The organism is Brevundimonas sp. (assembly GCF_052436175.1).
GTDB lineage: Bacteria > Pseudomonadota > Alphaproteobacteria > Caulobacterales > Caulobacteraceae > Brevundimonas.
Genome location: NZ_JBQVNM010000015.1, coordinates 1 through 23,521 on the forward strand (window position 1 = coordinate 1; position 23,521 = coordinate 23,521).

The 23,521-nt window shown below is 69.0% G+C and carries 21 protein-coding genes; 9 read left to right on the forward strand and 12 right to left on the reverse strand.

From position 1 onward, the window contains the following. From ACT6QK_RS05545 to ACT6QK_RS05575, 7 genes are all read right to left on the reverse strand, one after another. On the reverse strand, positions 1-2,244 hold a 2,244-nt coding region (locus ACT6QK_RS05545; protein WP_444596817.1), incomplete at its 3' end, for an AAA family ATPase. 48 nt (positions 2,245-2,292) lie between these two features. Beyond that, complete coding sequence (locus ACT6QK_RS05550; RefSeq protein ID WP_444596818.1) at positions 2,293-2,916, reverse strand: thioredoxin domain-containing protein; 624 nt, start codon at positions 2,914-2,916, stop codon at positions 2,293-2,295. Position 2,917: 1 nt separating this feature from the next. Next, the gene (locus ACT6QK_RS05555; RefSeq protein ID WP_444596819.1) at positions 2,918-3,532 is read right to left on the reverse strand and encodes a thioredoxin domain-containing protein; all 615 of its coding nucleotides are present in this window, start codon (positions 3,530-3,532) and stop codon (positions 2,918-2,920) included. Positions 3,533-3,534: 2 nt separating this feature from the next. Continuing rightward, a complete protein-coding gene (locus ACT6QK_RS05560; RefSeq protein WP_444596820.1) occupies positions 3,535-4,176 on the reverse strand; it encodes a thioredoxin domain-containing protein in 642 nt (213 codons plus the stop codon). Between the two features lie 113 nt (positions 4,177-4,289). Beyond that, entirely contained in the window at positions 4,290-4,934 is a 645-nt protein-coding gene (locus tag ACT6QK_RS05565; protein WP_444596821.1) for a DsbA family protein, read from the reverse strand. 112 nt (positions 4,935-5,046) lie between these two features. Next, entirely contained in the window at positions 5,047-5,574 is a 528-nt protein-coding gene (locus ACT6QK_RS05570; protein ID WP_444596822.1) for a hypothetical protein, read from the reverse strand. A 55-nt stretch (positions 5,575-5,629) separates the two neighbouring features. Beyond that, positions 5,630-6,190: a DUF721 domain-containing protein gene (locus ACT6QK_RS05575; protein ID WP_444596823.1), complete on the reverse strand. Its 561-nt coding sequence runs from the start codon at positions 6,188-6,190 to the stop codon at positions 5,630-5,632. Between the two features lie 253 nt (positions 6,191-6,443). On the opposite strand from ACT6QK_RS05575, the gene ACT6QK_RS05580 reads away from it, so the two are divergent. The 3 genes from ACT6QK_RS05580 to mutY are packed head-to-tail and all read left to right on the forward strand — an operon-like array spanning position 6,444 to position 8,753. Beyond that, positions 6,444-6,746 (forward strand): hypothetical protein, encoded by a 303-nt coding sequence (locus ACT6QK_RS05580; RefSeq protein ID WP_444596824.1) that lies wholly within the window; start codon positions 6,444-6,446, stop codon positions 6,744-6,746. A 42-nt stretch (positions 6,747-6,788) separates the two neighbouring features. Beyond that, positions 6,789-7,694 (forward strand): hypothetical protein, encoded by a 906-nt coding sequence (locus ACT6QK_RS05585; RefSeq protein WP_444596825.1) that lies wholly within the window; start codon positions 6,789-6,791, stop codon positions 7,692-7,694. A gap of 39 nt (positions 7,695-7,733) precedes the next feature. After that, positions 7,734-8,753, forward strand: coding sequence for an A/G-specific adenine glycosylase (gene mutY / locus ACT6QK_RS05590; RefSeq protein ID WP_444596826.1), 1,020 nt, complete (start codon positions 7,734-7,736; stop codon positions 8,751-8,753). On the opposite strand, the gene ACT6QK_RS05595 is transcribed toward mutY, so the two are convergent. The 4 genes from ACT6QK_RS05595 to ACT6QK_RS05610 all read right to left on the reverse strand — a co-directional run bounded on the left by ACT6QK_RS05595 (position 8,731) and on the right by ACT6QK_RS05610 (position 13,937). Beyond that, positions 8,731-10,878, reverse strand: a complete 2,148-nt coding sequence (locus ACT6QK_RS05595; RefSeq protein WP_444596827.1) for an amylo-alpha-1,6-glucosidase — start codon at positions 10,876-10,878, stop codon at positions 8,731-8,733. The genes mutY and ACT6QK_RS05595 overlap by 23 nt on opposite strands. A gap of 123 nt (positions 10,879-11,001) precedes the next feature. Further along, the gene (locus ACT6QK_RS05600; protein ID WP_444596828.1) at positions 11,002-12,117 is read right to left on the reverse strand and encodes a glycosyltransferase family 4 protein; all 1,116 of its coding nucleotides are present in this window, start codon (positions 12,115-12,117) and stop codon (positions 11,002-11,004) included. Positions 12,118-12,260: 143 nt separating this feature from the next. Continuing rightward, complete coding sequence (locus tag ACT6QK_RS05605) at positions 12,261-13,352, reverse strand: site-specific DNA-methyltransferase (protein WP_444596829.1); 1,092 nt, start codon at positions 13,350-13,352, stop codon at positions 12,261-12,263. A 72-nt stretch (positions 13,353-13,424) separates the two neighbouring features. After that, positions 13,425-13,937 (reverse strand): hypothetical protein, encoded by a 513-nt coding sequence (locus tag ACT6QK_RS05610; RefSeq protein WP_444596830.1) that lies wholly within the window; start codon positions 13,935-13,937, stop codon positions 13,425-13,427. A 113-nt stretch (positions 13,938-14,050) separates the two neighbouring features. Between ACT6QK_RS05610 and murC the strand changes: the two genes are divergently transcribed. From murC to ftsA, 6 genes are all read left to right on the forward strand, one after another. Further along, positions 14,051-15,481 (forward strand): UDP-N-acetylmuramate--L-alanine ligase, encoded by a 1,431-nt coding sequence (gene murC / locus ACT6QK_RS05615; protein ID WP_444596831.1) that lies wholly within the window; start codon positions 14,051-14,053, stop codon positions 15,479-15,481. Beyond that, positions 15,478-15,993: a DMP19 family protein gene (locus ACT6QK_RS05620; RefSeq protein ID WP_444596832.1), complete on the forward strand. Its 516-nt coding sequence runs from the start codon at positions 15,478-15,480 to the stop codon at positions 15,991-15,993. The genes murC and ACT6QK_RS05620 overlap by 4 nt, the downstream gene beginning before the upstream one ends. Beyond that, positions 15,990-16,901, forward strand: coding sequence for a UDP-N-acetylmuramate dehydrogenase (gene murB, locus ACT6QK_RS05625; protein WP_444596833.1), 912 nt, complete (start codon positions 15,990-15,992; stop codon positions 16,899-16,901). Before ACT6QK_RS05620 ends, murB begins: the two co-directional genes overlap by 4 nt. Positions 16,902-16,996: 95 nt before the next feature. Next, positions 16,997-17,935, forward strand: coding sequence for a D-alanine--D-alanine ligase (locus tag ACT6QK_RS05630; protein WP_444596834.1), 939 nt, complete (start codon positions 16,997-16,999; stop codon positions 17,933-17,935). Continuing rightward, the gene (locus ACT6QK_RS05635; protein WP_444596835.1) at positions 17,923-18,825 is read left to right on the forward strand and encodes a cell division protein FtsQ/DivIB; all 903 of its coding nucleotides are present in this window, start codon (positions 17,923-17,925) and stop codon (positions 18,823-18,825) included. Before ACT6QK_RS05630 ends, ACT6QK_RS05635 begins: the two co-directional genes overlap by 13 nt. A gap of 17 nt (positions 18,826-18,842) precedes the next feature. Then, the gene (gene ftsA, locus ACT6QK_RS05640) at positions 18,843-20,162 is read left to right on the forward strand and encodes a cell division protein FtsA (protein ID WP_444596836.1); all 1,320 of its coding nucleotides are present in this window, start codon (positions 18,843-18,845) and stop codon (positions 20,160-20,162) included. Positions 20,163-20,369: 207 nt separating this feature from the next. On the opposite strand, the gene ACT6QK_RS05645 is transcribed toward ftsA, so the two are convergent. Beyond that, the gene (locus ACT6QK_RS05645; protein WP_444596837.1) at positions 20,370-23,510 is read right to left on the reverse strand and encodes a TonB-dependent receptor plug domain-containing protein; all 3,141 of its coding nucleotides are present in this window, start codon (positions 23,508-23,510) and stop codon (positions 20,370-20,372) included. Between the last annotated feature and the right edge of the window lie 11 nt (positions 23,511-23,521).

Below are 23,521 nucleotides of genomic sequence, written 5' to 3' on the forward strand. Positions count from 1 at the left end.
GGTGCGGGCGGCGGCCAGTTCGGCGCGCAGAGCGTCGAGGGTCTCGGACGGCGCCTCAACGGTCAGTGCCTCGTTCAGAGCGGCTTCCGCCGCCTCGACCTCGGTCGACTGGCGCGCGAGCGTCTCGTCCAGGGCCTGGGCGCGGGCCTCGCGACGGGCCTGATCGCGGGCCAGGGTCTCGACCCGGTCGCGGGCGGCGGCCACGGCCTTGTCGGCGGCGAAGGGTTTGAGGCGGGCGGCCTTGACCGCCTCCTCGGCGACGCGGAAGGCCTCGGTCGCCGACTTCAGGGCGGACTGGGCGGCGTCCAGCGCCGGCTTGCCGACATCGATCTCGGCCTCGAGTTCGGCCAGACGGGTGCGCTGGGCCAGACGCACGGCGGCGGGGCGCGGCGCCTCGGCGCGACTGACGAAACCGTCCCAGCGATAGAGATCGCCCTCGCGCGTCACCAGCCGCGCGCCGGGGGGCAGGAATTGGGCCAGTCGCGCCGCGTCGGCCGCAGACGCCACGCCGCACAGGGCCAGACGCGCCGCCAGCGGATCGGGCGCGCTGACATGGGCGCTCAGGGGTTCGATCCCGGCGGGCCAGGTCGGCGCGGGGACCTCGGCCCCGCCCCAGTAGGCGGCCGCCCGAGCGTCCAGCGCCGCATCCAGATCGTCTCCGAGCGCCGCCGCCAGGGCCGCCTCATAGCCCTTGTCGGCCGAGACCTTGTCCAGAGCGGGCGGATGGTCCCGCCGGGCCGAGACCAGCAGGGAGGCCAGACCCCGCGCCTCGGTCTGCAGCCGGCCCAGCCGGTCCTCGGCGGCGCGGGCGGCGGTGCGGGCCTCCTGTTCAGCCCGGGCCAGATCGCCGCGTTCGGCCTCGGCTGTTTCGACCCCCGCGCGAGCGGCGGTAAGTTCGGCGGTCGTCGTCTCCAGCGCGGCCCGAGCTTCGGTCAGCTCAGGCGTTTCCAGCGGACCGAGGGCCTCGCGCTCGCGCCGGGCGGCCTCCAGCCCGGCGGTCGCTCGCGCCACCCGCGCCTCGGCGTCGCGTTTGCGGGCGCTTTCGGCGTTGGCCCGCGCCTCGATGGCGGCGAGCGAGGAGGCGATGCGTTCGACCTCGGAGTCGGCGGCGCGGCGCGCGTCCTCGGCGGTGGCCAGGGCCTGATCCAGTTCGGGGCCGCGCGCGGGGGCGGCGGCGATTTCGGCGGTCAGGGCCTCCAGCTCGGCGTTGAGCCGCTCCAGTTCGACGGCGGCGTCGTGGGCCATGGCCGTCTCGCGGTCCTGATCGGCGCTGATACGGGCGACCTCGGCCTTCAGCCGATCGACCTCGGCCCGGGCCTGCTGCTCGGCCATGTCGAGGCGGTCGCGTTCGAGCGAGGCGCGGTGCAGCAGGGCGCCGGCGACCGCGTCCTCCTCGCGCGCCGGCTTCATCGCCTCCTGGGCCGACAGGGCGGCGGTCTGGGCGCGGGCGGCGGCGGTGGTCGCCTCACCGGTCGCCCGCTCGGCCTCGCGCAGCTCCTCCGTCGCCGCCTCGGACGCCAGTCGGGCGTCGTTCCAGCGCACGAACAGCAGGGCCGATTGCAGGGCCCGGATCTCGGCGGAGATCTTCTTGTACTTCTCCGCCTGACGCGCCTCGCGCCGAAGCCGGTTCAGCGAGGTCTCGAGTTCGCGGCCGATGTCGTCCAGCCGCTCCAGATTGGCCTCGGCCGCCTTGAGCCGCAGCTCCGCCTCGTGGCGACGGGTGTGCAGGCCCGCGACCCCGCCGGCCTCTTCCAGGATGCGGCGCCGGTTCTGGGGCTTGGCGGCGATCAGCTCGGAAATCTGGCCCTGCCGCACCAGAGCGGGCGAGTTAGCCCCGGTCGAGGCGTCGGCGAACAGGAGCTGGACGTCGCGGGCCCGCACCTCCTTGCCGTTGATCCGGTAGGTCGAGCCCTGGCCCCGGTCGATGCGGCGCGACACCTCCAGCACGGCGCTGTCGGTGAAGGGCTGGGGCGCGCGGCGTTGCGCATTGTCGATGGTCAGCTGGACTTCGGCGTGGTTGCGCGGCGGGCGGTTGGCGGCGCCGGCGAAGATGACGTCGTCCATGCCCTGACCGCGCATGGCCTTGGCGGAGTTGGCGCCCATGACCCAGCGCAGGCTCTCCAGCACATTGGACTTGCCGCAGCCGTTCGGGCCGACGACGCCGGTCAGGCCGGGTTCGATCTGGACCTCCGCCGGATCGACGAAGGACTTGAAGCCGACAAGCCTCAGCCGCTGGAACTGCATGGGTCTTGGTTAGAGGCGAATCGGCGGTTTGGCGATTCTCGTCGCGCTTCAGCGCGCGGCGGCGATGGCGGCGGCCAGGCCGGCGGCGCTGTGATCCGGAGCGATCACGCCGTTGACGAAAAAGGTCGGGGTCTTGCGCACCCCGGCGGCGACGCCGCCCGTCTGGACCGCCTCGATGGCGCGCAGGGTGGCCGGGTCGTTGACGCAGGCCCGGACCTGGGCCTCGGGGCGACCCGATTCGGCGATGGCGCGATCGTACCATTCGCTGACGGGGCCGAAGTTGCGCGCGGTGGATTGCCAGCGGAACAGGACGTGGAGGACCTCGAAATAGCGCTCGGGCGCCGAACAGCGGGCCACGGCGGCGGCGGTGGCGGCGAGGTCGGTCGGCTCGGTCAGGATCTCGCGAAAGACGAACCGCACCTGGCCGGTGTCCACGAAACGCGCCTTGAAGTCGTACCAGCTGCCCATCTGCCATTCGGCGCAATAGGGACAGGCGAGGGAGCCGTATTCGATCACCGTCACCGGGGCGTTGGGATCGCCGATCGTATGGTCCGCCGCCGTCACGCGCGGCGGGCCCATCTGGGCCAGCGCGGGCGCCGCCGTCAGCGACCCCAGCATAAGGACCGTCGCCGCCAGAATGGCGCGCGTGAGACGGGCGGCGGTCCCGATCATCTCAGTGTCCGGCCGCGGCGATGGCGGCGGACAGGCCGGCCAGCGAGTGATCCGCCACGGCCTTGCCGTTGACGAAGAAGCTGGGGGTGCCCGTGACCCCCGCAGCCGTGGCGCCGTCGATATCGGCGTCGATGGCGGCCTTGGTGGCGGGGTCGGCGAAACAGGTCTCGATCTCCTCGCGCGACCGCCCGCTGGCGGCCACAGCGTCGTTGAACCAGGCCTGTCCGCCGCCCGTGAAGAGGGCCGCCTGACCGGCGAACAGCGACCGGGTCACGTCGAAATAGCGGTCCGGCGCCGAGCACCGCGCCAGGGCGGCGGCGGCGAAGGCGACGTTGGCCGGGTTGGTCGGCAGGTTGCGGAACACCAACCTGGCCTTTCCGGTGTCGATGAACCGCGTCTTGAACTCGGGAAGGACGTCGTTGTGGAAGGCCGCGCAGTGCGAGCAGACGAACGAGGCGTACTCAATCACCGTGACCGGAGCATCGGCGCGACCGAGAATGCGGTCCGTGGCGCTGACCGGCGGCGGCGGATTGCTCGCGCGGGCGGCCGGGGCGGCGCCGAACGACGCCGCCACGACCAGACCCAGGGCCAGCAGAAGTCCCGAAAGCCTCTGCATGATTACTTGGCCAGCTCGGCGTCGATGGCGGCCGAGAGGTCGGCCAGGGACGGACCTTCGCTGCTGCCGGGCGTCTGGACGACTGTGCCGTTGACCAGGAAGTAGGGGGTGCCGGTCACGCCGGCGGCCTGGGCGGCCTGGACGCGCTTCTCGAGGGCGGCGATGGCCTTCTCGTCGGTGATGCAGTCGGAGAAGGCCTGTTCATTGAAGCCGAAGGCGTTGGCGGTCTTCAGCAGCGAGGCGCGGGGCGTGATGGCGCCCGACTGCCATTCGCCCTGGTTGGCCATCAGTTCATGGATGACGGCGAAATACTTGTCCGGCCCCGCGCAGCGGGCCAGCAGGACGCCCGCCGTGGCGATGTCGGCCGGCGGGGTCGGCAGTTCGCGCATGACGAAGCGGACCTTGTTGTTGGCGACATACTTGGCCTCGAAGGCCGGGCCGGTGTTCTTCTGCCAGGCGGCGCAGTGGGCGCAGGTGGGCGAGGCGTATTCGACGACGGTGACCTTGGCGCCCTCGGGCGCGCCCATGGCCATGTCGCCCTCGGCCGCTGCGCCGCCCCCGCCGCCACAGGCCGCCAGGGCCATCAGGCCGATCGCCGTCGCGGCGCCGGCCAGGATGCGGGTCAGGTTACGGTTCAGGGTCATGGCAGGCGTCCGTGTGCTGGAGCGTGAGAGTCGGTTGATCCGATTTCATACAGCCCGGATCGCGCGGGGCAAATCCCGCGCCAGTGCGGCGGGCCGCGTGAGCCTTTCGGGCGTCAGGGCTTGGCCAGGGCGGCGTCGATCTTTTCCGACAGGCCGGCCAGGCTGGCATCCACGACCTTCTCGCCGTTGACGAAGAAGGCGGGGGTGCCGTCGACCCCGGCGGCCAGTCCGGCCTTGATCCGGGCGTCCAGCTTCTCGATCGCCGCCTTGTCGGACAGACAGGTCTGGAACTGCGCCTCGCTCAGCCCCGCCTTGGTCGCGATGTCCAGCAGCACCGGGCGCGGGGAGGCCGCGCCGAGCATCTCCTGCTGACGCGCCATCAGTTCGTCGACCACGTCGAAATACCGGTCCGGCCCGGCGCAGCGCGCGACCAGGAAGCCCGCCGTGGCCACATCGACCGGCTGGGTCGGGAATTCGCGGAAGACGTAGCGGACCTTGTTGGTGTCCACATACTTCGCCTTGAACGCCGGCCAGACCTGGGCCTGCCACTGGGCGCAATGGCCGCAGGTGACCGAGGCGTATTCGACCACCGTGACCCTGGCCCCCTCGGCCGCGCCCAGGCCCATGTCGCCCTCGGCCGGCTTCATCGCGGTGTCGCAGGCGGACAGACCCGCCATCAGGGCCAGAGCCGCGCCCGTCACCGCCGCGCGACGGCTCATCGCGCCGAACCGACGATGGGAAAGAGGGGCGTCACGCATAGGCGGGTCCTGAAGATGGGGATCAAGCGTCGCTTGTCCGGAACAGGTGAGGCGATTTTGTGCCGTTCCGTCGGCGATATCTCATTCGGCGTCCCGAAGCCAAGCGGCGGCCTCAAGGCTCGACGTGGGGCGGACAGGTTGGGAGGGCATCGTCGGAGCGGGTGATGCCGCCGACCACCACCTGGATCACCGGTTCCTGCCAGTGCTCGAAACTCGCCATGCCCCGAGGGACGGTGCAAACGGAGGTCGCCTCCGGGCCGCGCGCCCGGCCGCCGACATAGCGCACGATGAAGCCTCCGTATTTCAGGCCTTCATCCAGGCTGTTCTCGACCTTCAGCAAGGAGCCCACGTCCTGCCGGGCGTGCATGCCGAACCTCAGCGTGCCGGGCGCCGCCTCGTTCAGAGGACCCCTAGATCCTTGGGCCGGCGGCAGGACGTCGCGAACCTCGATGCGATCGACCCGCGTCAGGTCAAAGGTCCCGTCGGCGTTGCGCCTCAGGGTGGCGCGTTCGCCGGCGGCCAGGTTCAGGGTGCCCTGGACATAGCTGGACCGCCGGCCGGGGAACTGCTGCGGCGTTGCGGGGTAGGCGGGCTGGGCGGCCTGGACGGCGATCCCCGCGATCAGGACGATAAGCGACATGGGGGCTCCCGGGGGTTGAACTGTCAGCGGACTCTTCGGGCGGCGGCTGGAAGGATCAGTCACTACCCTTTGGATCGGCCGCCAGCACCGCCCGGCCCAGGGTCGCAAGGGCGGTCTTCAACCCTTCGGGCGCGGCGGCCAGCGAGCGGTCGAGCTCGGCCTGGGCGGCGGCGTCCAGCGGGGGAGGGCGGCGTGAGGCGCGTGACGCCCGGGCGGGGGCGGTCATGGGCAGGGGCGCGACCGGGCCCTGGGCGATGCGCAGCCTGTCGACCGATCCGGCGCCGAGGAACAGGTTCACCCGCGACAGGATCTCGGCCGACTGGTGCTGGACCAGCAGGGCGGCGGGGCCCGCCACGCGAAGCTCCAGTACGCCGCCTGTCCCGCCGCGCCCCTTGCTCAGCTTCTGGGGGCGGGTGACGCGGGCCAGCTGGTCGCCGACGATCTCTCGCCAGCGCGGCTCCAGGGCGCCGGCGCCCCGTCCGTACTTCTCGTCCAGTTCACGGACGAACTTCGTCAGGGCTCGACCGACGGGCGGCGCGGGGCGAGGCGCGGGCCGCGTTCGCTTGCGCGACAGAATGTCCCGCGTTTCGGCGTCTGTCGGCAGGGCGCGAACCATGGGCGAACCATAGCGGGCTTTTGTGCGCGCGTGCAGTCCTGCATCCCGCCTTCCCGCTCGGCCCCGCCCTGCGCGTCCAGATTGTAACGCAAGGTTAAAACACCCCATTTTCGGCCCATCGTCTCTGGACTGAAAGTTTTGCCGATCGGTAGGGGTTCGTTCAGAAACTCGATTGTCCGGGGGGGCAGGCGTCGTGGGTGCAATCGTCAACTCTGGGGCCAACACGCAGAGTCCGCGCCAGAGACGGCCGGCCGTGGAGCCGATCGTGGCCGAGATCATCGAGGCCCTGCTGCGGCGGGGAGGCTCGGCGCATCGACAGGTGGTGGCGGATCACATCGCCTCGGTTCGCGCCGGTCTGCCTGTGACCGCCACGCGGGAAATCCAGCAGGAAGTCTACGCGGGCTTTGAGCGTTACCTCGAGGTGGCCCGGACCCGCCGGCCCGCGCCGCTGCTGCATCGCCCCCTCGGGCTGGACAGTTACCGCTGGGCCCTGACCCCGTCGGGCGAGCGGCTGTTCACCCGTGTGACCGCCCACTCCCGCCGTCAGGTGCATTAACCCCGACGTCGCCCCCTCGCGTCTTCGCGTCCCTGAGCCCGCATGAAAACCAACGAACACATCGGCTCGGTCGCCTGGCTCAACGCCCGGATGACGCTGGAGGTCCTGACCACGGCCCGGACCCGGATCGTGGACGATCTGGTCTCGGTCATGCTGCTGGCGGCGGTGTCCAACGCCAACACCAGCCATCTGGATGCGCGCCCGGACATCAGTCAACGCTACCTGGCCGTCGGCTCCGTCACCGACGACCTGCGCCGCCCGGCCGCTGTCAGCAGCCTGGCTCGATCTCTGGGAGTGCCGCGTGAGACCGCGCGGGGCAAGGCCCATGAACTGGTCGCTCTGGGCCTGATCGAGATGGTCCCGGAGGGACTTATCCTGCGCTCCGACGCCCTGCTGGCCGATCCGATCCGCTCGGCGAGCCAGGCCTTCATGGAGTCGATCGAGCGGTTCATTCAGGGCCTGGCCCGGCTGGAGGCGTGCGGTCTGGACGAGACCTGGGCGCTGGCCACGCCTACGCCCCAGGTGCAATGGGGCGCGTTGCGCCTGGTCACGGCCAACATGCTGCGCAGCATCGCCCACGTCATGGACCTGTCGCCGGATCTGGGTCTGATGAGCGCCTACATCATGCTGGCGGTCACCCAGGAGACCGGCGCCCACCTTGAGCTGGATGCGCAGCCGCCGCCGCCCTCGGCTCTGGGGCGGACGCGCAGGGGTCCGGTGCGCGGCGCGGCGGTCGCCGCCGCCCTGTCGATGCCCCAGGAAACCGTGCGCCGTCACCTGCAGCGGCTTGTGCGCAGCGGCCGGTTGAAGGTCGATCCGGCCGGATACTCGATCCAGATCACGGATGAACGCCTGCCCCTATGGCGCGAGCTTCAGGCCCAGTCTCTGGTCAATACGCGCCAGCTGGTGTGGAAGCTTCAGGCCGCCGGGATCGTGGTCAAGGTCTGACGGCTGGCTCGCCGGACCCGGCCCGTCTATGGACGGGCCATGAAGGTCGCCGACGTCCGATCCGCCCTGCTCGACTGGTATGACGCCCATGCGCGGGCCCTGCCGTGGCGGACGCCGCCGGGCGCGGGGGGGCGACCCGATCCGTACCGGGTCTGGTTGTCTGAAGTGATGCTGCAGCAGACCACCACGGCCCACGCCGCCCCCTATTTCGCGGCCTTCACCAGCCGCTGGCCGACGGTCGCCGACTTGGCGGCGGCGGCGGACGGCGACGTCATGGCCGCCTGGGCGGGGCTCGGCTACTACGCCCGCGCCCGCAACATGCTGGCGGGCGCACGGGCGGTGGTGCGCGACCACGGCGGGGTCTTCCCCGACACCGAGGCGGCCCTGCTGACCCTGCGCGGCGTCGGCGCCTATACAGCCGCGGCCGTCGCCGCCATCGCCTTCGGCCGTGCGGCCAATGTGGTGGACGGCAATGTCGAGCGGGTCATGGCCCGGCTGTTCGCGGTCGAGACCGCGGTCCCCGCCGCCCGGCCGGAGCTGAAGCGGTTGGCGGCGATGTTCGTCACCGACAATCGCCCGGGAGACTGGGCCCAGGCTCTGATGGACCTCGGCGCAACGGTCTGTCGGCCGAAATCGCCGCTGTGCAACCACTGCCCCGTCGCCTTCGCCTGCGAGGGGCTGAAAACCGGGGCGCCGGAACGCTATCCGCTGAAGACGAAGAAGGCCGAGCGCCCGCACCGGCGCGGCGTCGCCTGGGTCCTGCGCGACAATTACGACCGGGTGGCCCTCGTCCGGCGGCCGGACAAGGGCCTGCTGGGCGGAATGTTGGGCCTCCCGACGTCGGACTGGTCAGAGGCGCCGGACGCGACGCCGCCCGTCGCGGCCGATTGGCAGGACGCGGGCGCGGTCGAGCACGTCTTCACCCACTTCTCCCTGACTCTGACCGTCCGGGTCGCGCGCGGCGCGGGCGACGACTGGATCTGGACGGAGGAGGCCGAGGCCCTGGCCGGCCTGCCCACCGTCTTCGCCAAGGCTCTTATCTCGTCGTCACGATCCTGACCTCGCCCGTGCGGTTGCGCGGCGTGACCACGACCTGGTCGCCGAGACGGTGGAAGTCGAGATCGACCCGCGCCTCCCCGACCTGAAGCCGGGTGACCGACAGCCGCTCGACCCCGGCGGGCAGGACCGGAGCGTCGATCGTCACCGTCTTCTTGAACGCGTCGATCGTCACGCCCAACGCCGCCTGCAGCATCAGGAAGACCGACCCCGCCGCCCAGGCCTGGGGCAGGCAGGCGACCGGATAGGCGATCGGCGGCTCGCCCGGCTGGCGCTCGAAGCCGCAGAACAGTTCGGGCAGCCGCATGTGGAAATGGCTGGCGGCGGAATAGATTTCGCCGAGGATCATGGCCGCCGCGTCCCGCTCGCCGTAGCCGGCCATGCCCGCCACCCCGAGGGAGGTGTCGTGCGGCCAGACCGAGCCGTTGTGATAGCTCATCGGATTGAATCGGGCCTGGCCTGTCGCCAGGGTGCGCAGGCCCCAGCCCGAGCGGAACTCGCTGGACAGCAGCCGCCGCGTCACCGCCTCGGCCCGGGCCTGGGTCGGCAGCCCGGTGAACAACAGGTGCCCGGCGTTGGAGGCGATGGCCTCGCAGGGGTTCCCGTCCCCGTCCAGGGCGATGGCGTAGAAGCCCTCGTCCTCCATCCAGAACCGGTCCTCGACGAGGAAGCGGATCTCGTGCGCCTGATCCTCCCAGGCCTGGGCGCGGGCGTCGCCCAGAAGCTCGCCCAGTTCGCCCATCGCCAGCCAGGCGGCGTAGGCGTAGCCCTGAACCTCCAGCAGGGCGACCGGCCCCCTGGGGAAACGGCCGTCCCTGTGGAAGATGGAATCCTCCGAATCCTTCCAGCCCTGGTTCGACAGGCCGGTCTCGGCGGCGCGCTGATAGTCGATCAGGCCGTCGCCGTTGCTGTCGCCATAGTCCCGCATCCACTCGACCGCTGCGATCAGATTGGGCCACAACCGGCGGATTAGGTCGAGGTCGCCGGTGCGCTTCGCATAGGCGCCGGCCAAGGCGACGAACAGGCAGGTGGTGTCGACCCCGCCATAGTAGAGGCCGAACGGCACCTCGTGCAGGGCGCTCATCTCGCCGCCGCGCGTCTCGTGCATGATCTTGCCGGGCTGGCTGTCGCGGAAGGCCGAGACCTCCGTCGCCTGTCGCGCCGCCAGATAGGTCAGGACCCCCTTGGCCAGCGACGGGTCCAGCCACAGCATTTGCCAGGCCGAGATGATGCCGTCGCGCCCGAACGGGGTCGAGAACCAGGGCGTGCCCGCATAAGGATAGGGGCCGGTCGGCAAGTCGGTGGTCAACAGGGCGATGTCGGCCCGCGACTGGTCCAGCCAGTGGTTGAACAGAGGGTTCCTGGGGCCGCGCACAGAGGCGCCGCGACGACGCCTGCGCCGCATGGCCAGCTTGGCTTCCACCGCGTTGCGCCGCCAACGGTCACGGTCGGGCGCCGCACAGATGTCGACCCCGCATTCGATATAGAGATCGACGGTCCGGCCGGCGGGCAGGCTGAACATGAACTCCGCGCGGGTTCCCGTCAGGCGCGCGGGCGGTTCGGAGAAGGACAGGCAACTGGTCCGCCTCACCCCGTCCAGCCCGGTATAGGCGAACATGACCCGGCGGCCGTCGTGGGTGGGGGCATGCAGTTCGCCGCGCTTTGCCCTCAGCGTGCCGCGCACCTGGAAGATGTCGGCGAAGTCGGCCCCGAAATCGAAGGCCAGAGGCAGCAGAACCTCCTCGATCCCATGGTTGGTGATCTGCACCCTCTCGAACATCCGCCCGTCCCGCAGAAAACGGCGGCGCTCGAGATGCAGCACGCCCGCCGGGGCCGAACGACCGCCCATGGGGGGCAAGGGGCGGTTGGTGCCGTGGGCGGTGAAGAAGACATTGTCGCGCGACACGGCCGAACTCAGCCGAGACGGCCGCGCCGACCCTGCGGTCAGCACGAAACGGGACAGAATCCGGGTGTCGTGGTCGAACAGGCCGTCGGCCCCATCCTTGAGATCGCCCCAGGCGTCGGCCACCAGAAACAGGTCGCCGTCCTTCAGGGCCTGAAGCGTGTCCAGGGTGCCGGTTTCGGTGCTCTCTGCGGCCGTGGTCTGGACCGAATAGCTGTCGTCCATGAAGCCTCCGCGGGGTTCAGTTCAGCCGAGCGTCCCACCTGAATGCGACGCCCAAGCGACCTGTGTCGGTCGGCTTCATGACCTAATGAACAAGGCGCGCCATGGTTCAGCTTGATCGCGGCGTTATCCGGCCACGGCGAAGCTGCGGTCCTCGTCCAGCGGGCGCAGGCGCGTCACGACATCGGGGACGGCGGCTTCTGCGAACGGCCGGCGGGCCAGCAGATCGCCGTAGACGTCCAGATAGCGCCGGGCCATGGCCGTGGCCGAGAACCGCAGCTCGAACCGCGCCCGGATGGCCTCGCGGTCCAGCAGATGGACGCGGTCGGCCGCCGCGATGGCCTGCTCCATCGTATCGACCAGAAAGCCGGTCGCCCCGTCCTCGATGATCTCCGGCGTCGAGCCACAGCGGAAGGCCACCACCGGCGTACCGCAGGCCATGGCCTCGATCATGACCAGCCCGAAGGGCTCGGGCCAGTCGATGGGGAAGAGCAGGGCGTCCGCGCCGCCGAGGAACTCGGACTTCTGATGGTCGCCGATCTCGCCGATGAACTCGATCAGGGGATTGCCCTCGATCATCGGCTTGATGGTCTCTTCCCAGTACAGCTTGTCGGCGGCATCCACCTTGGCCGCCATCTTCAGCCGGCGGCCCAGCTTGGTGGCGATCTCGATGGCGCGATCCGGGCGCTTCTCCGGCGATATGCGGCCGAGGAAGGCGAGGTAGCCCTCGGACCTGGGTGAGAAGCGATAGGAGTCGGACGGCATACCGTGATGCACGGTCGCCTTCCAACTGGCTGAGGGAATGGGCCGGCGCTGATCGTCGGAGATGGAGACCAGGCCGAACTGCGGCCAGCGCCGATAGACCTCGGGCAGGTCCTTCATGTCCAGCCGCCCGTGCAGGGTGGTGATCGTCTTGTTCGCCCAGGGCCGGAACATGGGGAAGTGGATCATGTCGGTGTGGAAGTGGACGATGTCGAAGTCGTCGATCCGCTCCATCACCATGTCCAGCATGGTCATGTGGGCCGCGAGATCGGATTTGAGCGGCGCCGGGTCCAGCCGGATCGCCTGATCCCGCACCGGCACCAGCCGCGCCCGGGTCTGGGCGTCGGCGCTGGCGAACAGGGTCACCTCATGGCCCAGATCGACCAGGGCGTCGGTCAGATGGGCCACGACCCTTTCGGTGCCCCCGTACAGCTTCGGCGGCACGGCCTCATACAGGGGGGTGACCTGGGCGATCTTCATGGCGGTGTTTCCCGACCCGGTCTGTCGGGCCGAAGACATCAATGATCTCGCAGGTGCGAAGTTCCGCCGTTCCGTCGATTTAGTCGTTCAAAAACGGAAGTTTATGGCCAAGCCTGTGTCGGCTGGACGACATAGGCTGCGGCCTACATCGTTGCGCGAATCTCCGACCGCAGGGCGTCGATGGACTTGAAGCCCTGGTCGGTCTTGAAGCGCCAGTAGGTCCAGCCGTTGCAGGCGGGAGCGTTCTCCAAGAGAGCGCCCAGCTTGTGGATCGAGCCGGACAGGTCGCCTGAAATCAACGAACCGTCGGCGCGAACGCGCGCCTCGCGATCGCCCTTGGGGCAGTAGAGGCGGTCGCCCGGACGCAGCAGCCCGGCCTCGACCAGTGCGCCAAACGGCACCTTGGGCTCGGACTTCCTGGAGCCCATGACCTTCAGGTCCTCGGGATTGGCTGGGACGACGGCGGCGATGCGCTTCTCGGCGACGTCGGCATAGGTGGGGTCACGCTCGATGCCGATGAACTTGCGGCCCAGACGGCGGGCGGCGGCGCCGGTGGTGCCTGTGCCGAAGAAGGGGTCGAGGATGACGTCGCCGGGCCGGGTCGCCGCCATCAGCACCCGGTGCAGCAGGGCCTCGGGCTTCTGGGTCGGATGGGCCTTCTTGCCGTCGGCGTCCTTGATCCGCTCCTCCCCGGTGCACAGGGCGAAGGTCCAGTCCGACCGCATCTGGGTGTCTTCGTTGAAGGCCTTCAGGGCGTCGTAGTTGAAGGTGTAGCGCTTCTGGTCGCGGCTCTTGGCGGCCCAGATCAGGGTCTCGTGGGCGTTGGTGAACCGGGTGCCCTTGAAGTTCGGCATCGGGTTGGACTTGCGCCAGATGATGTCGTTCAGCACCCAGAAGCCCAGGTCCTGGATCGCCGAGCCCAGGCGGAAGACGTTGTGATAGGAGCCGATCACCCAGATCGAGCCCTCGGGCTTCAGCACCCGGCGGCATTCCTTCAGCCAGTCGCGGGTGAAGGCGTCATAGGCGGCGAAGCTGTCGAACTTGTCCCAGTCGTCGTCGACCGCATCGACCTTGGAATTGTCGGGCCGCAGCAGGTCGCCGCCCAGTTGCAGATTATAGGGCGGGTCGGCGAAGACCATGTCCACCGAGGCGTCGGGCAGGGACCGCAGCACCTCGATGCAGTCGCCGCGATGGACGATGTCGGTCGCGAGGACGGGGATCTTGAGTTCGGACATGGATAAGGCGGCCCCGCAACAGTGAGACCGCGATGGTGAATCCTTGTGGTTAAGGCGTCGTTGACGACCCGATCAAGGCGCCGCCGCCGGTGGAGGCTTCAAGCGAAGATCGGCGTTGGCGCGGGCAGCGGCCACATTTGGGTAGGTGGCGCGTGGCACGACCGGCGCCGGGGCGCACAAGGCCGTCACAGGCAAGGCGCCCAGGGTGTTCTCCGTCACCCGGGACCAGGTCGCGACGTCGCTCAGATTGAGCCGGCTCGAAAAGGTCGAGCCGGCGAGGTGCTCGGTCGCGCGATTGATCGTCGTCCGGTCCGAGCAGTCCACGGTGGTGCGCACCGCCCGCGTGTAGGGAGCGCCGGGAGTCGATCGCTCATGGTCCGGGCCGAAAAAATGCCAGACCCAGATGGTTCTCTGACTGGAGCCGTCCAGCGCGCCGAGGTCCGAGGCCATGACCACGGTCGTGGCGCTCTTGCCGAGGTAGGTCAGAGGGCCCTGATTTGCGGACTGCTGGGCCGAAGCGCCGGTGGCGGCAAACAAAGCGAGCGTACAGGCGGCCGAGGCGCACAGGCTTGATCTGGCGGTCATTGATAGTCCTCCAAAGGGAAACGGCGACAGGCTAGGCGACGGTTCGACACTGCAAACAGACCATTCCTGACGGCGCTCTTTCCGGTCGGGTCGGGCCTCGCTATGACGCTTTCATGATCGCACGCCTCCGCCCCGTCCCGTTCGACCTCGGTCCCGTCCATTTCGTCGGCATCGGCGGCATCGGGATGAGCGGCATCGCCGAGATCATGCTCAAGATCGGCTATTCGGTTCAGGGCTCGGACGCCAGGTCGTCGGCCAATACCGAGCGGCTGGAGAAGCTGGGCGCCCGCATCTTCATCGGCCACGACGCCGCCCACATCGGCGAAGGCGTGGCGGCGGTGGTTCATTCCACGGCGGTCAAGACCGACAATCCCGAGATGAAGGCGGCCCGCGAGCGTCGCATCCCGGTGGTCCGCCGGGCCGAGATGCTGGCCGAGCTGATGCGGCTGCAGTTCTCGATCGCGGTCGGCGGCACCCACGGCAAGACCACCACGACTTCCATGGTCGCGGCCCTGCTGGACGCGGCCGGGCTGGACCCGACGGTGGTCAACGGCGGCATCATCAACGCCTATGGCACCAACGCCAAGGTCGGCGACGGCGACTGGATCGTGGTCGAGGCGGATGAAAGCGACGGCAGCTTCCTGCGTCTGAAGTCGACGGTGGCCATCGTCACCAACATCGATCCCGAGCATCTGGACCACTACGGCGATTTCGACCGGGTGCGTCAGGCCTTCGTGGACTTCGTCGAGAACATCCCCTTCTACGGCTTCGCCGCCGTCTGTCTCGACCACCCGGAGGTCCAGCGGCTGGTGGCCTCCATCGATAACCGCCGCCTGGTGACCTACGGTCTCAACCCCCAGGCCCAGGTCCGGGCCGAGAACGTGGACATGGCCGCCGACGGCTGCCGTTTCGACGTGGTGTTCCAGGGCGTCGGAGAGGCGACGCGGATCGACGGCCTGCACCTGCCCATGGCCGGAGGGCACAATGTCGCCAACGCCTTGGCCGCCATCGCCGTGGCGCGCGAGCTGGACGTGTCTGACGAGGCGATCAAGGCGGGTCTGGCCGGCTTCGGCGGGGTCAAGCGACGCTTCACCACCACGGGCGTGGTCGGCGGGGTCCGTATCATTGACGACTACGGCCATCACCCGGTCGAGATCGCCGCGGTGCTCAAGGCCGCCCGTCAGGTCGTCCAGACGGCAGAGGGCGAGGGCCGGGTCATCGCCGTGGTCCAGCCGCATCGCTACACCCGCTTGCGCGACCTGATGGAAGAGTTCTCGACATCGTTTTCCGATGCGGATTCCGTGGTCGTGGCCGACGTCTATCCCGCGGGCGAACAGCCCATCGATGGGGTGGACAAGCACGCCCTGGTCGAGGGCGCGCGCCGTTATGGCCATCGCAATGTGCAGGCGCTGGAGAATGTCACGGCCCTGCCGCGCCTGATCCGCGACGAGGCGAAACCGGGTGATCTGGTGGTGCTTCTGGGCGCCGGGGACATCACCAGCTGGGCCTACGCCCTGCCGGCGCAGCTGGAGGCGCTGGGGTGAACCTGATCGGTCGGTTGTTGGGGCGGAAGGATGCCTATTGGCGTTTGGTCGATCCTTATTGGGAAACGGTGTCGATCTATGATGGCGGTGAGCGTTTTTTAGCCGAGTTTGGGCGGATACCGGAAAAGTCGCAGCATCTCCTGGCGACACACTGGTGCCAAAGCGAGGTCAATAACGGCGGATTTGAACAATTTTACTCCAACTCGACTGGTGTGCTTGCGCCTGAGGCGGCGCGGGGATTCCGTGCGCTCGGAATGTCGCGGTGTGGGGCGATAGTCCAAGAGCAGCTTGACGCGTTCGGCTTGGAATATCCGCGTGATCGGGAGCAGCGTCAGGATTTCCTGCAAAGGCTTGAGGACGCTCACTTCGATCAGTTTGAGGACGATTCCCAAGCCGACGAGCCTCCACCCCCGCTTTTGACGCCGCGAGACAGTGAGTTTTGGACGCTTCTGAAAACCGAGGCGGGCGGCTTCCGGTTGGCCGCAAATCGCTATGCAGAGACGCAGACATGAGTTCGATGTCAGCCTTCCCCCCCGTGCGCGGCAAGCTGCTGCGGAACGAACCCCTGGCCCCCTACACATGGTTCCGCGTCGGCGGGGCGGCCGAGGCCCTGTTCATTCCGGCGGACGCCGACGATTTGGCCGATTTTCTGAAGGCGCTGGACCCGGCCGTGCCGGTGACGGTCTTGGGCGTCGGGTCCAACGTCATCGTGCGCGACGGCGGGGTCGAGGGGGTGGTGATCCGTCTGGCGGGCCGGGCCTGGGGTCAGGTCACGACCGACGGCGTCACCGTCACGGCGGGCGCCGGGGCGCTGGACAGTATGGTGGCGCGGGCGGCGGCCAGGGCGGGAATCGCAGGGCTGGAGTTCTATGCCGGCATCCCCGGCGCGGTCGGCGGCGCCCTGACCATGAACGCGGGCTGCTATGGGTCGGAGACCAAGGACGTGCTGGTCTCGGCCTGGGGGCTGAACCGCTCCGGGCAAAGGGTCGACTACGCCCTGGCCGACTTCGGCTACACCTATCGCCATTCCGAGGCGCCCGCCGACATCATCTGGGTCGAGGCCGTCTATCAGGGCACGCCCGATGATCCGGTCGCCGTTCAGGCGCGCATGGACGAGATCACCAGCCGTCGCGAGACCACCCAGCCGATCCGCGAAAAGACCGGCGGCTCGACCTTCAAGAACCCGCCCGGCCATTCGTCGTGGAAGCTGGTGGATGACGCCGGCTGGCGCGGCAGGCTGCACAGGGTGACCGGGGGAGGGGCCATGTTCAGCGACCTCCACTCCAACTTCATCATCAACCCGGGCGCGGCGACCGCCGCCGACATCGAGGGTCTGGGCGACGCCGTTCGGGCTGATGTCCTGGCCAAGACCGGCGTTCAGCTGGACTGGGAGATTCGGCGGATCGGCAAGCCGGGCTGAGTCTGCCTTTCGACTGCGGAAATCGAAAAAATCGCCGCCTCACGCGGCGATGGTTGACGGCCTGTTAAGCAAGACTGCGCCACTTCCTCGGGGTCATGATCCGTGTCCCCGCCGATACCCATGTCGCCGTCCTGATGGGCGGTCTGTCGTCCGAGCGCGAGGTCTCCCTGACCTCGGGCAAGGGCTGCGCGGACGCGCTTGAAGCCGTCGGCTATCGCGTCAGCCGCGTCGACGCCGGGCGCGATCTGGCCGCGGTCCTGACGGCCCTGAAGCCCGACGTGGTCTTCAACGCCCTGCACGGCGCCTGGGGCGAGGACGGCTGCGTCCAGGGCGTGCTGGAGACCCTGGCCATTCCCTATACCCATTCCGGCGTCCTCGCCTCGGCCCTGGCCATGGACAAGGACAAGTCCAAGGCCGTGCTGAAGGCGGCGGGCGTCAAGGTTCCGGGCGGCGGGCTTTACGATCGGCATGAGGTCGCGACCCGACACGTCATCGACCCCCCCTATGTCGTCAAGCCGAACGCCGAGGGCTCGTCCGTCGGGGTCTATCTGATCCGCGAAGGCTCGAATGATTTCGTCACCGAGGTCGGCGCGCCCGACTGGGCCTATGGCGAGCAGGTGATGGTCGAACCCTATATCGCCGGCAAGGAGCTGGCCGTGGCCGTGATCGGCGAGACGACCGGGCCGCGCGCCCTGACGGTGACCGACATCACCCCGACCAAGGGCTTCTATGACTATGAGGCCAAGTACGCCCCTGGGGGCTCGATCCATGTCCTGCCCGCCGTCCTGCCGCCCGCCGTGTTCGACAAAGCCCTGCGTCAGGCCGAGTTGGCCCATGTCGCCATGGGCTGTCGCGGGGTGTCGCGCAGCGACTTCCGCTACGACGAGACGAAGGATCAACTGGTTCTTCTCGAGATCAACACCCAGCCGGGCATGACCCCGACCTCGCTCGCGCCCGAGCAGGCGGCCCATGTCGGGGTGGACTACCGGGATCTGGTGCGCTGGATGGTGGAGGACGCCTCATGCCGGCGGTAGTTCGCGGCGGTCGCCGCCAGGGTGCGGGGCCCGCGCCCAATCGCAATTCCGGTCGCGGTCCGGCCAAGGGCGGCGGTCGAGGGGCCGCTCCCCGCAACGTCTCGGGCGTGCCGGGCAAGTTCGCGGCCCTGGGCAAGATGGACCTGTCGCCGCGCGGGGTGGTGATCTGCATGATCGCGGGTCTGGGCGTCCTGGGCGTGGTCCTGGCCACGGGGGCGCGGGCCGAGCGCATCGGAGCTTCGATCAGCCACAGCCTGGACGCCGCCACGACCGGCATGGGCCTGTCCCTCCGCCGGGTTCACATCACCGGCGCTTCGCCGGAGGCGACGCCCGCCATTCGCCAGGCCCTGAACCTCTATGCCGGCCAGCCGATCACAAGCCTGGACCTCAAGGCCCTGCACGATCAGGTCGCCGGCGTAAGCTGGGTCAAGGAGGCGAGGGTGGTGCGTCTGCTGCCCGACACCCTGATCATCGAGGTCAAGGAGCATGACCGGCTGGCCGTCTGGCAGACCGGCGGTCATGCCTATGTCATCGACAGCGCGGGCCGCGTGATCGAGGGCGCCGACCCCGGCCGTTATCCGCAGCTTCCCCTGATCGTCGGCAAGGGCGCCGACACGGCCGCCGCCGGCCTGCTGCCCTTGCTCGCCCAGCGCCCGCGCCTGATGGGCCGCGTCGATGCCCTGGTGCGGGTGGATGAGCGCCGGTGGGACCTGCGCCTCAAGGACGGCAGCCTGATCCAACTTCCGGCGGTGGATCAGGATTCGGCTCTTATCCGCCTCGACGCCCTGGACCAGCGCGAGCGCCTGCTCGATCTCGGTTTCGCTCGCGTCGATCTGCGGGCGCCCGACACCGTCGCCGTCCGCCCCGCCGCCGCGACCCCCAGCGTCTAGATTTCAGGACCCTCAGGATGACCGTTCGCAAGCCAGACGCCGCCGATCCGACCCGCGCCGCCCGCGCGCCGGTGGTCGCCGCCCTGGACCTCGGCCAGTCCAAGGTCTCCTGCTTCATCATGAAGCCCGAAGGCGTGCGCCACGCCGACCGCACCATCCGCGTGGCGGGCGCCAGCCATGTCCAGTCGCGCGGCGTCCGCGGCGGCGCCATCGTCAACATGGATGAGGCCGCCCAGGTCATCGGCCGCGCCGTGGAGCGCGCCGAGCGTTCGGCCGGCAGTCCCGTGTCGGGCGTCGTCGTCACAACGGCCATCGGCCAGATGCGCAGCCACAGGCTCCAGGCCCGGGTGTCCCTGGGCGCCAATCCCATCGGGGATGCCGACCTGGCCCGCGCCATCGGCATGGCCCTGAACAGTCTGCGTCTGCCCGATCGTCGCCCGATCCATGTCCTGCCCGTCGCCTGGTCGGTGGACGGCGGCCGCGGCGTGCATGACCCGCGCGCCATGCGGGGCAGTTCGCTGGGGCTGGACCTGCTGGCCGTCTCGATGGCCGAGAGCGCCTTCGGGGCCCTGAGCCATTGCCTTGAGCTGGCCCACCTGGACCTTCAGGGCGTGGCCGCCGCCCCCGTCGTCTCGTCCCTGGCCGCGCTCGAGGACGACGAGATGGAGCTGGGTTGCGTCTGCATCGAGATGGGCGGAGGGGTCACGACGGCGGCCGTCTGGGGCGATCGCTCCCTGCTGCATGTCGAATCCCTGAACGTCGGCGGCGATCATGTGACGTCCGACATCGCGCGTGGCCTCTCGACCTCCCTGTCGGGGGCCGAGCGGCTCAAGACCCTGCATGGCTCGGCCATGGCCGGTCCCAACGAGGATCGCGAGATGCTGGAAGCCCCGGCCCGGGGCGAGGACGCCTCCGCCGGGCCCGTCGTGGTCCCGCGCGCCATGCTGAAGACCGTCATCGCCCCACGCGTGGAAGAGACTCTGGAGCTCCTGCGCGACCGGCTGAAAGCCTCCGGCGTCGGTCTGGAGCCCGGCGCCGGCATCGTCCTGACCGGCGGCGCCAGCCAACTGAACGGGGTGCGTGAGCTGGCCATCCGGGTCTTCGACCGGCCCGTTCGCCTGGGCCGTCCGCAACGGGCGCCCCACCTGGCCGACGCCGCCTCCGGCCCGGCCTTCTGCGCCTCGGCCGGCGTCCTGCTCCGCGCCGCCTACGGTCCTCGCGAGGCGGTGTCCGCCCGCAAGCTGATGTCGCGCCAGATCACGGCCGCAGACGCCCCGCGCGTCCACACGGGCAACCTGGCCGCACGCGCGGCCCTGTGGATCCGCGAGAACTTCTAACCACCCCCCACCACATCTGAACGAAGACCGCGCTCCGGCTCCCAGCCAGGATGCGCTTCGTCGTGGTCGGCCCCGGGGGCCGTCGCTACCCACCCCATCCATGGCGTGGAGTCCGCGCGCCCAGCCGCCCCTGTGCGCGTGCGCCGGCGCAAACAAAAAGGGCGGCGGGTTTCCCCGCCGCCCTTCAGTTGGTTCAAATCCCTGCGCTTAGAAAGTGCGCGAGATGTTGATGAAGCCCGTGCGTTGGTTCCAGTCGTACTGCGAGGCCAGCGGCGTGTTGCCGATAACCGAAGCGCCCGACGACAGGCCCAGGTAGGGGGGGTTCTCGTCGAACAGGTTCTGGATGCCCATCTGCAGGGTCCACTTGTCCATACGCTTCCGCACGGAGACGGTGTGCGTCAGATACTGGTCGACGCTGCGGTTCACGTAGACGTTCTCACCCAGGAAGGTGGTCGCGCCGTTGGCGTTCGCAGCGGCCGGGAACAGGAACTGGTTCGAGGCTTCGCCGACATAGTTGATGCCGTAGAAGACGGTCCAGTCGCCGCGGTCGAAGCGGAAGCTCAGGTTTCCGACGGTTTCGGGGCTGCCGATCCGGCTGTTCAGGAGCGTCGGCGCCGAAGCGTTGAAGACCTGCTGGGTCCAGTCGAGGATGTGGCTGACGCGCAGGTTGACCTGGAAGTCGCCGACGGCCAGCTCCTTGCGGTAGCGGGCGTTGATGTCGATGCCCTTGCTCTGCTGTTCCGAGATGTTCACGTAGCTGTCGTTGATCGTGAGGATCTGGTTGAACCGGGCCGAGGCCGGGTTCTTGTCCCGCGTGAACAGGGTGCAGAGCGCTTCATTCGGATAGTTTTCCGAGTTGTAGCAGGCGCTCAGGATGTTGGCCGAACCGAACTGGGCGACCTGGTCGTTCACGGTGATGTCGAAGTAATCGACCGCGATCGACAGGTCGACGAAGCTCGGCGTCCAGATCAGGCCGACCGACAGGGCGTCGGCGGTTTCCGGTTCCAGGATGCCGGCGCCGCCGCCGGTGATGACCAGAGCCGAAGAGCCCGGATCGTTGTAGGTCGCCGGCACGCCGTCAGCGGCGCAGTTTTGCTGCAGACGCTGGTTGGTGCTGGTGCCCCAGTTGCGGCAGGGATCGACGTTGGCCTGACCGAGGAAGCTGGTCTGGTTGGCCAGGAACAGTTCGTACAGGGCCGGGGCGCGGAACGAGGTGCCGTACGACGACCGGATGCGGAACTGCGAGTTGATCTGCCAGTTGAGGCCGACCTTGTAGGTGTCGCTGGTGCCGTAGGAGTCGTAGTCCGAGATGCGGCCCGACAGGTTGGCGGTCAGACGATCGAAGAACGGCAGGTCGCGCAGGATCGGCAGTTCCAGCTCCAGGAAGGCTTCCTTGATGGTGTCGCTACCCGCGGTGCGGCCGGCGGCGGTCGAACCCCAGAGGTTGTTGCGCTGCTGTTCCGGTCCCGGCTGGTCGTCGATCTCTTCCTTGCGGATCTGGAAGCCCAGAGCCATGCCGATCGGGCCGGCGGGCAGGTTGAACAGTTCGCCCGAGATCGAGCCTTCCACATACTGGTGGATGTACTCGGTGGTGCCCTGCTCATAGCCTTGCAGGAACTCGAGCTGACCGGCCGGCAGGACGCCGTTGGTCAGGAAGTCCGGGCTGAACCAGCTGATGCCGCCGGTGGGGCAGGCGGTGGCCGAGATCAGGATCGCCGCGTCGCAGTTGCCGGTCGAGGCGCCGAAGGTGCGCGCCGCGCCAATCGTGTTGCCGCGCGCGTCGGCGCCGAACAGGGCATAGTAGCCGGCGGTGGCTTCAACACGGTCGTTGTAGAAGAAGTTGCCGCCGTAGGTGCCGTCCGACTTGCTGTATTGAGCGGCCAGGTCCCAGTCCCAGGTCTTGTTCAGGGCGCCGAAGGAGCCGCGGAAACCGCCGACGGCGCGGACGTAGTCCACCTGCTGGTCGGAGTTGGAGTTCACCAGGGCGACCGGCGTGGCGTAGTAGCCGCTGCCGAAGGTCTGGGTCGTGCCGTTGAACACGCCGCCGAACGGGTTCTGCGAATGGAACGGCGACACGGTCGGGAACAGCTGACGCCAGCTGCGTTGCTCCGATTCACGACGGTTCCACAGGGCCTCACCATAGGCCTCGATGTTCGGGGTCAGGTCGAAGCCGCCGAAGACCGAGACGCTGTAGCGCTTGACCGGCGAGATGGCCGTGCGGCTCTCGTAGCGGTCGTTGTACAGCGGGTAGACCGAGTAGGCCGCGCGACGCAGGTCGGTGTTCTGGGCCGTGATGCTGCAGTTGTTGGCCGGGGTGGCGATCGGGGTCGTGGTTTGCGACGTGCCCGAGCTGAAGCCGCCGGCGACCAGACGCCAGCCGTTGATGTCGCAGCCCGTGAAGCCGCCGCCCTGAACGGCGGTCGGGTCGAAGACGAAGTCACCGTCGCGACGCTGGCGAGCCGTGACGGCGGTGCCGCCGGCGCGCTGGGTGCGAAGAATGCCGTTCAGGGTGAAGTCGCACTTGAACTCGCCGTCTTCGAGAACGTCACGGCGGAACTTCAGGTCCGGATCGGAGTAGACGCGGTCTTCAGGGCACTTGAAGGCTTCGCGATCGCCGAACAGCAGGGCGCGCTGCTCGTAGTAGTCGACGCCGGCCGACAGATAGCCGCGGTCGAAGGCCTTGCCGTAGGAGCCGCTGACGCGGAACTGCTCGCCGCCGCCCTCGAAGGGCATGCCGGCGTACAGTTCGACGTTGCCGCCGTCGAGGTTGGTCTTGGTGATGATGTTGATGACGCCGGCGACGGCGTCCGAGCCGTAGATCGACGAGGCGCCGTCGGTCAGGACTTCAACGCGCTCGATCAGCGAGCCGGGGATGGTGTTCAGGTCGGTCGGGCCGACCTGACCGCGAACGCCGGCGGGGCCGACGCGGCGACCGTTGACCAGGACCAGGGTGCGCTGGGCGCCGAGGCCGCGCAGCGAGACCGTGTTGACGCCCGGGCCGCCGGTGGTGACGAAGCCGGTGAAGAAGTTGTTGATCTGGGTCGCGGTGTTGGCGGCCGTCGACGACTGCAGCAGCTCGGTCGTGTCGACGATGCCTTCCAGGGTCGCCTGTTCGGCGGTGATCACCTGGATGGGCTGCGAGCTGGTGAACTCGTTACGACGAATGCGCGAGCCGGTGACGACGACGTCCTCGACGCGGCTGGAGTCGGCCTGGCCGTCTTCCTCGTCGGGGCTCTGGGCCGTGGTCGGCCGAGCCGGTTGGGATTGAGCCGAGGCGACGGCCGGCGCAAAGGCCATCAACCCGGCGATGAAGGTGGTGGCGAGAAGACCGTTTTTGGTCAGACGCATTGGCGAAGTGC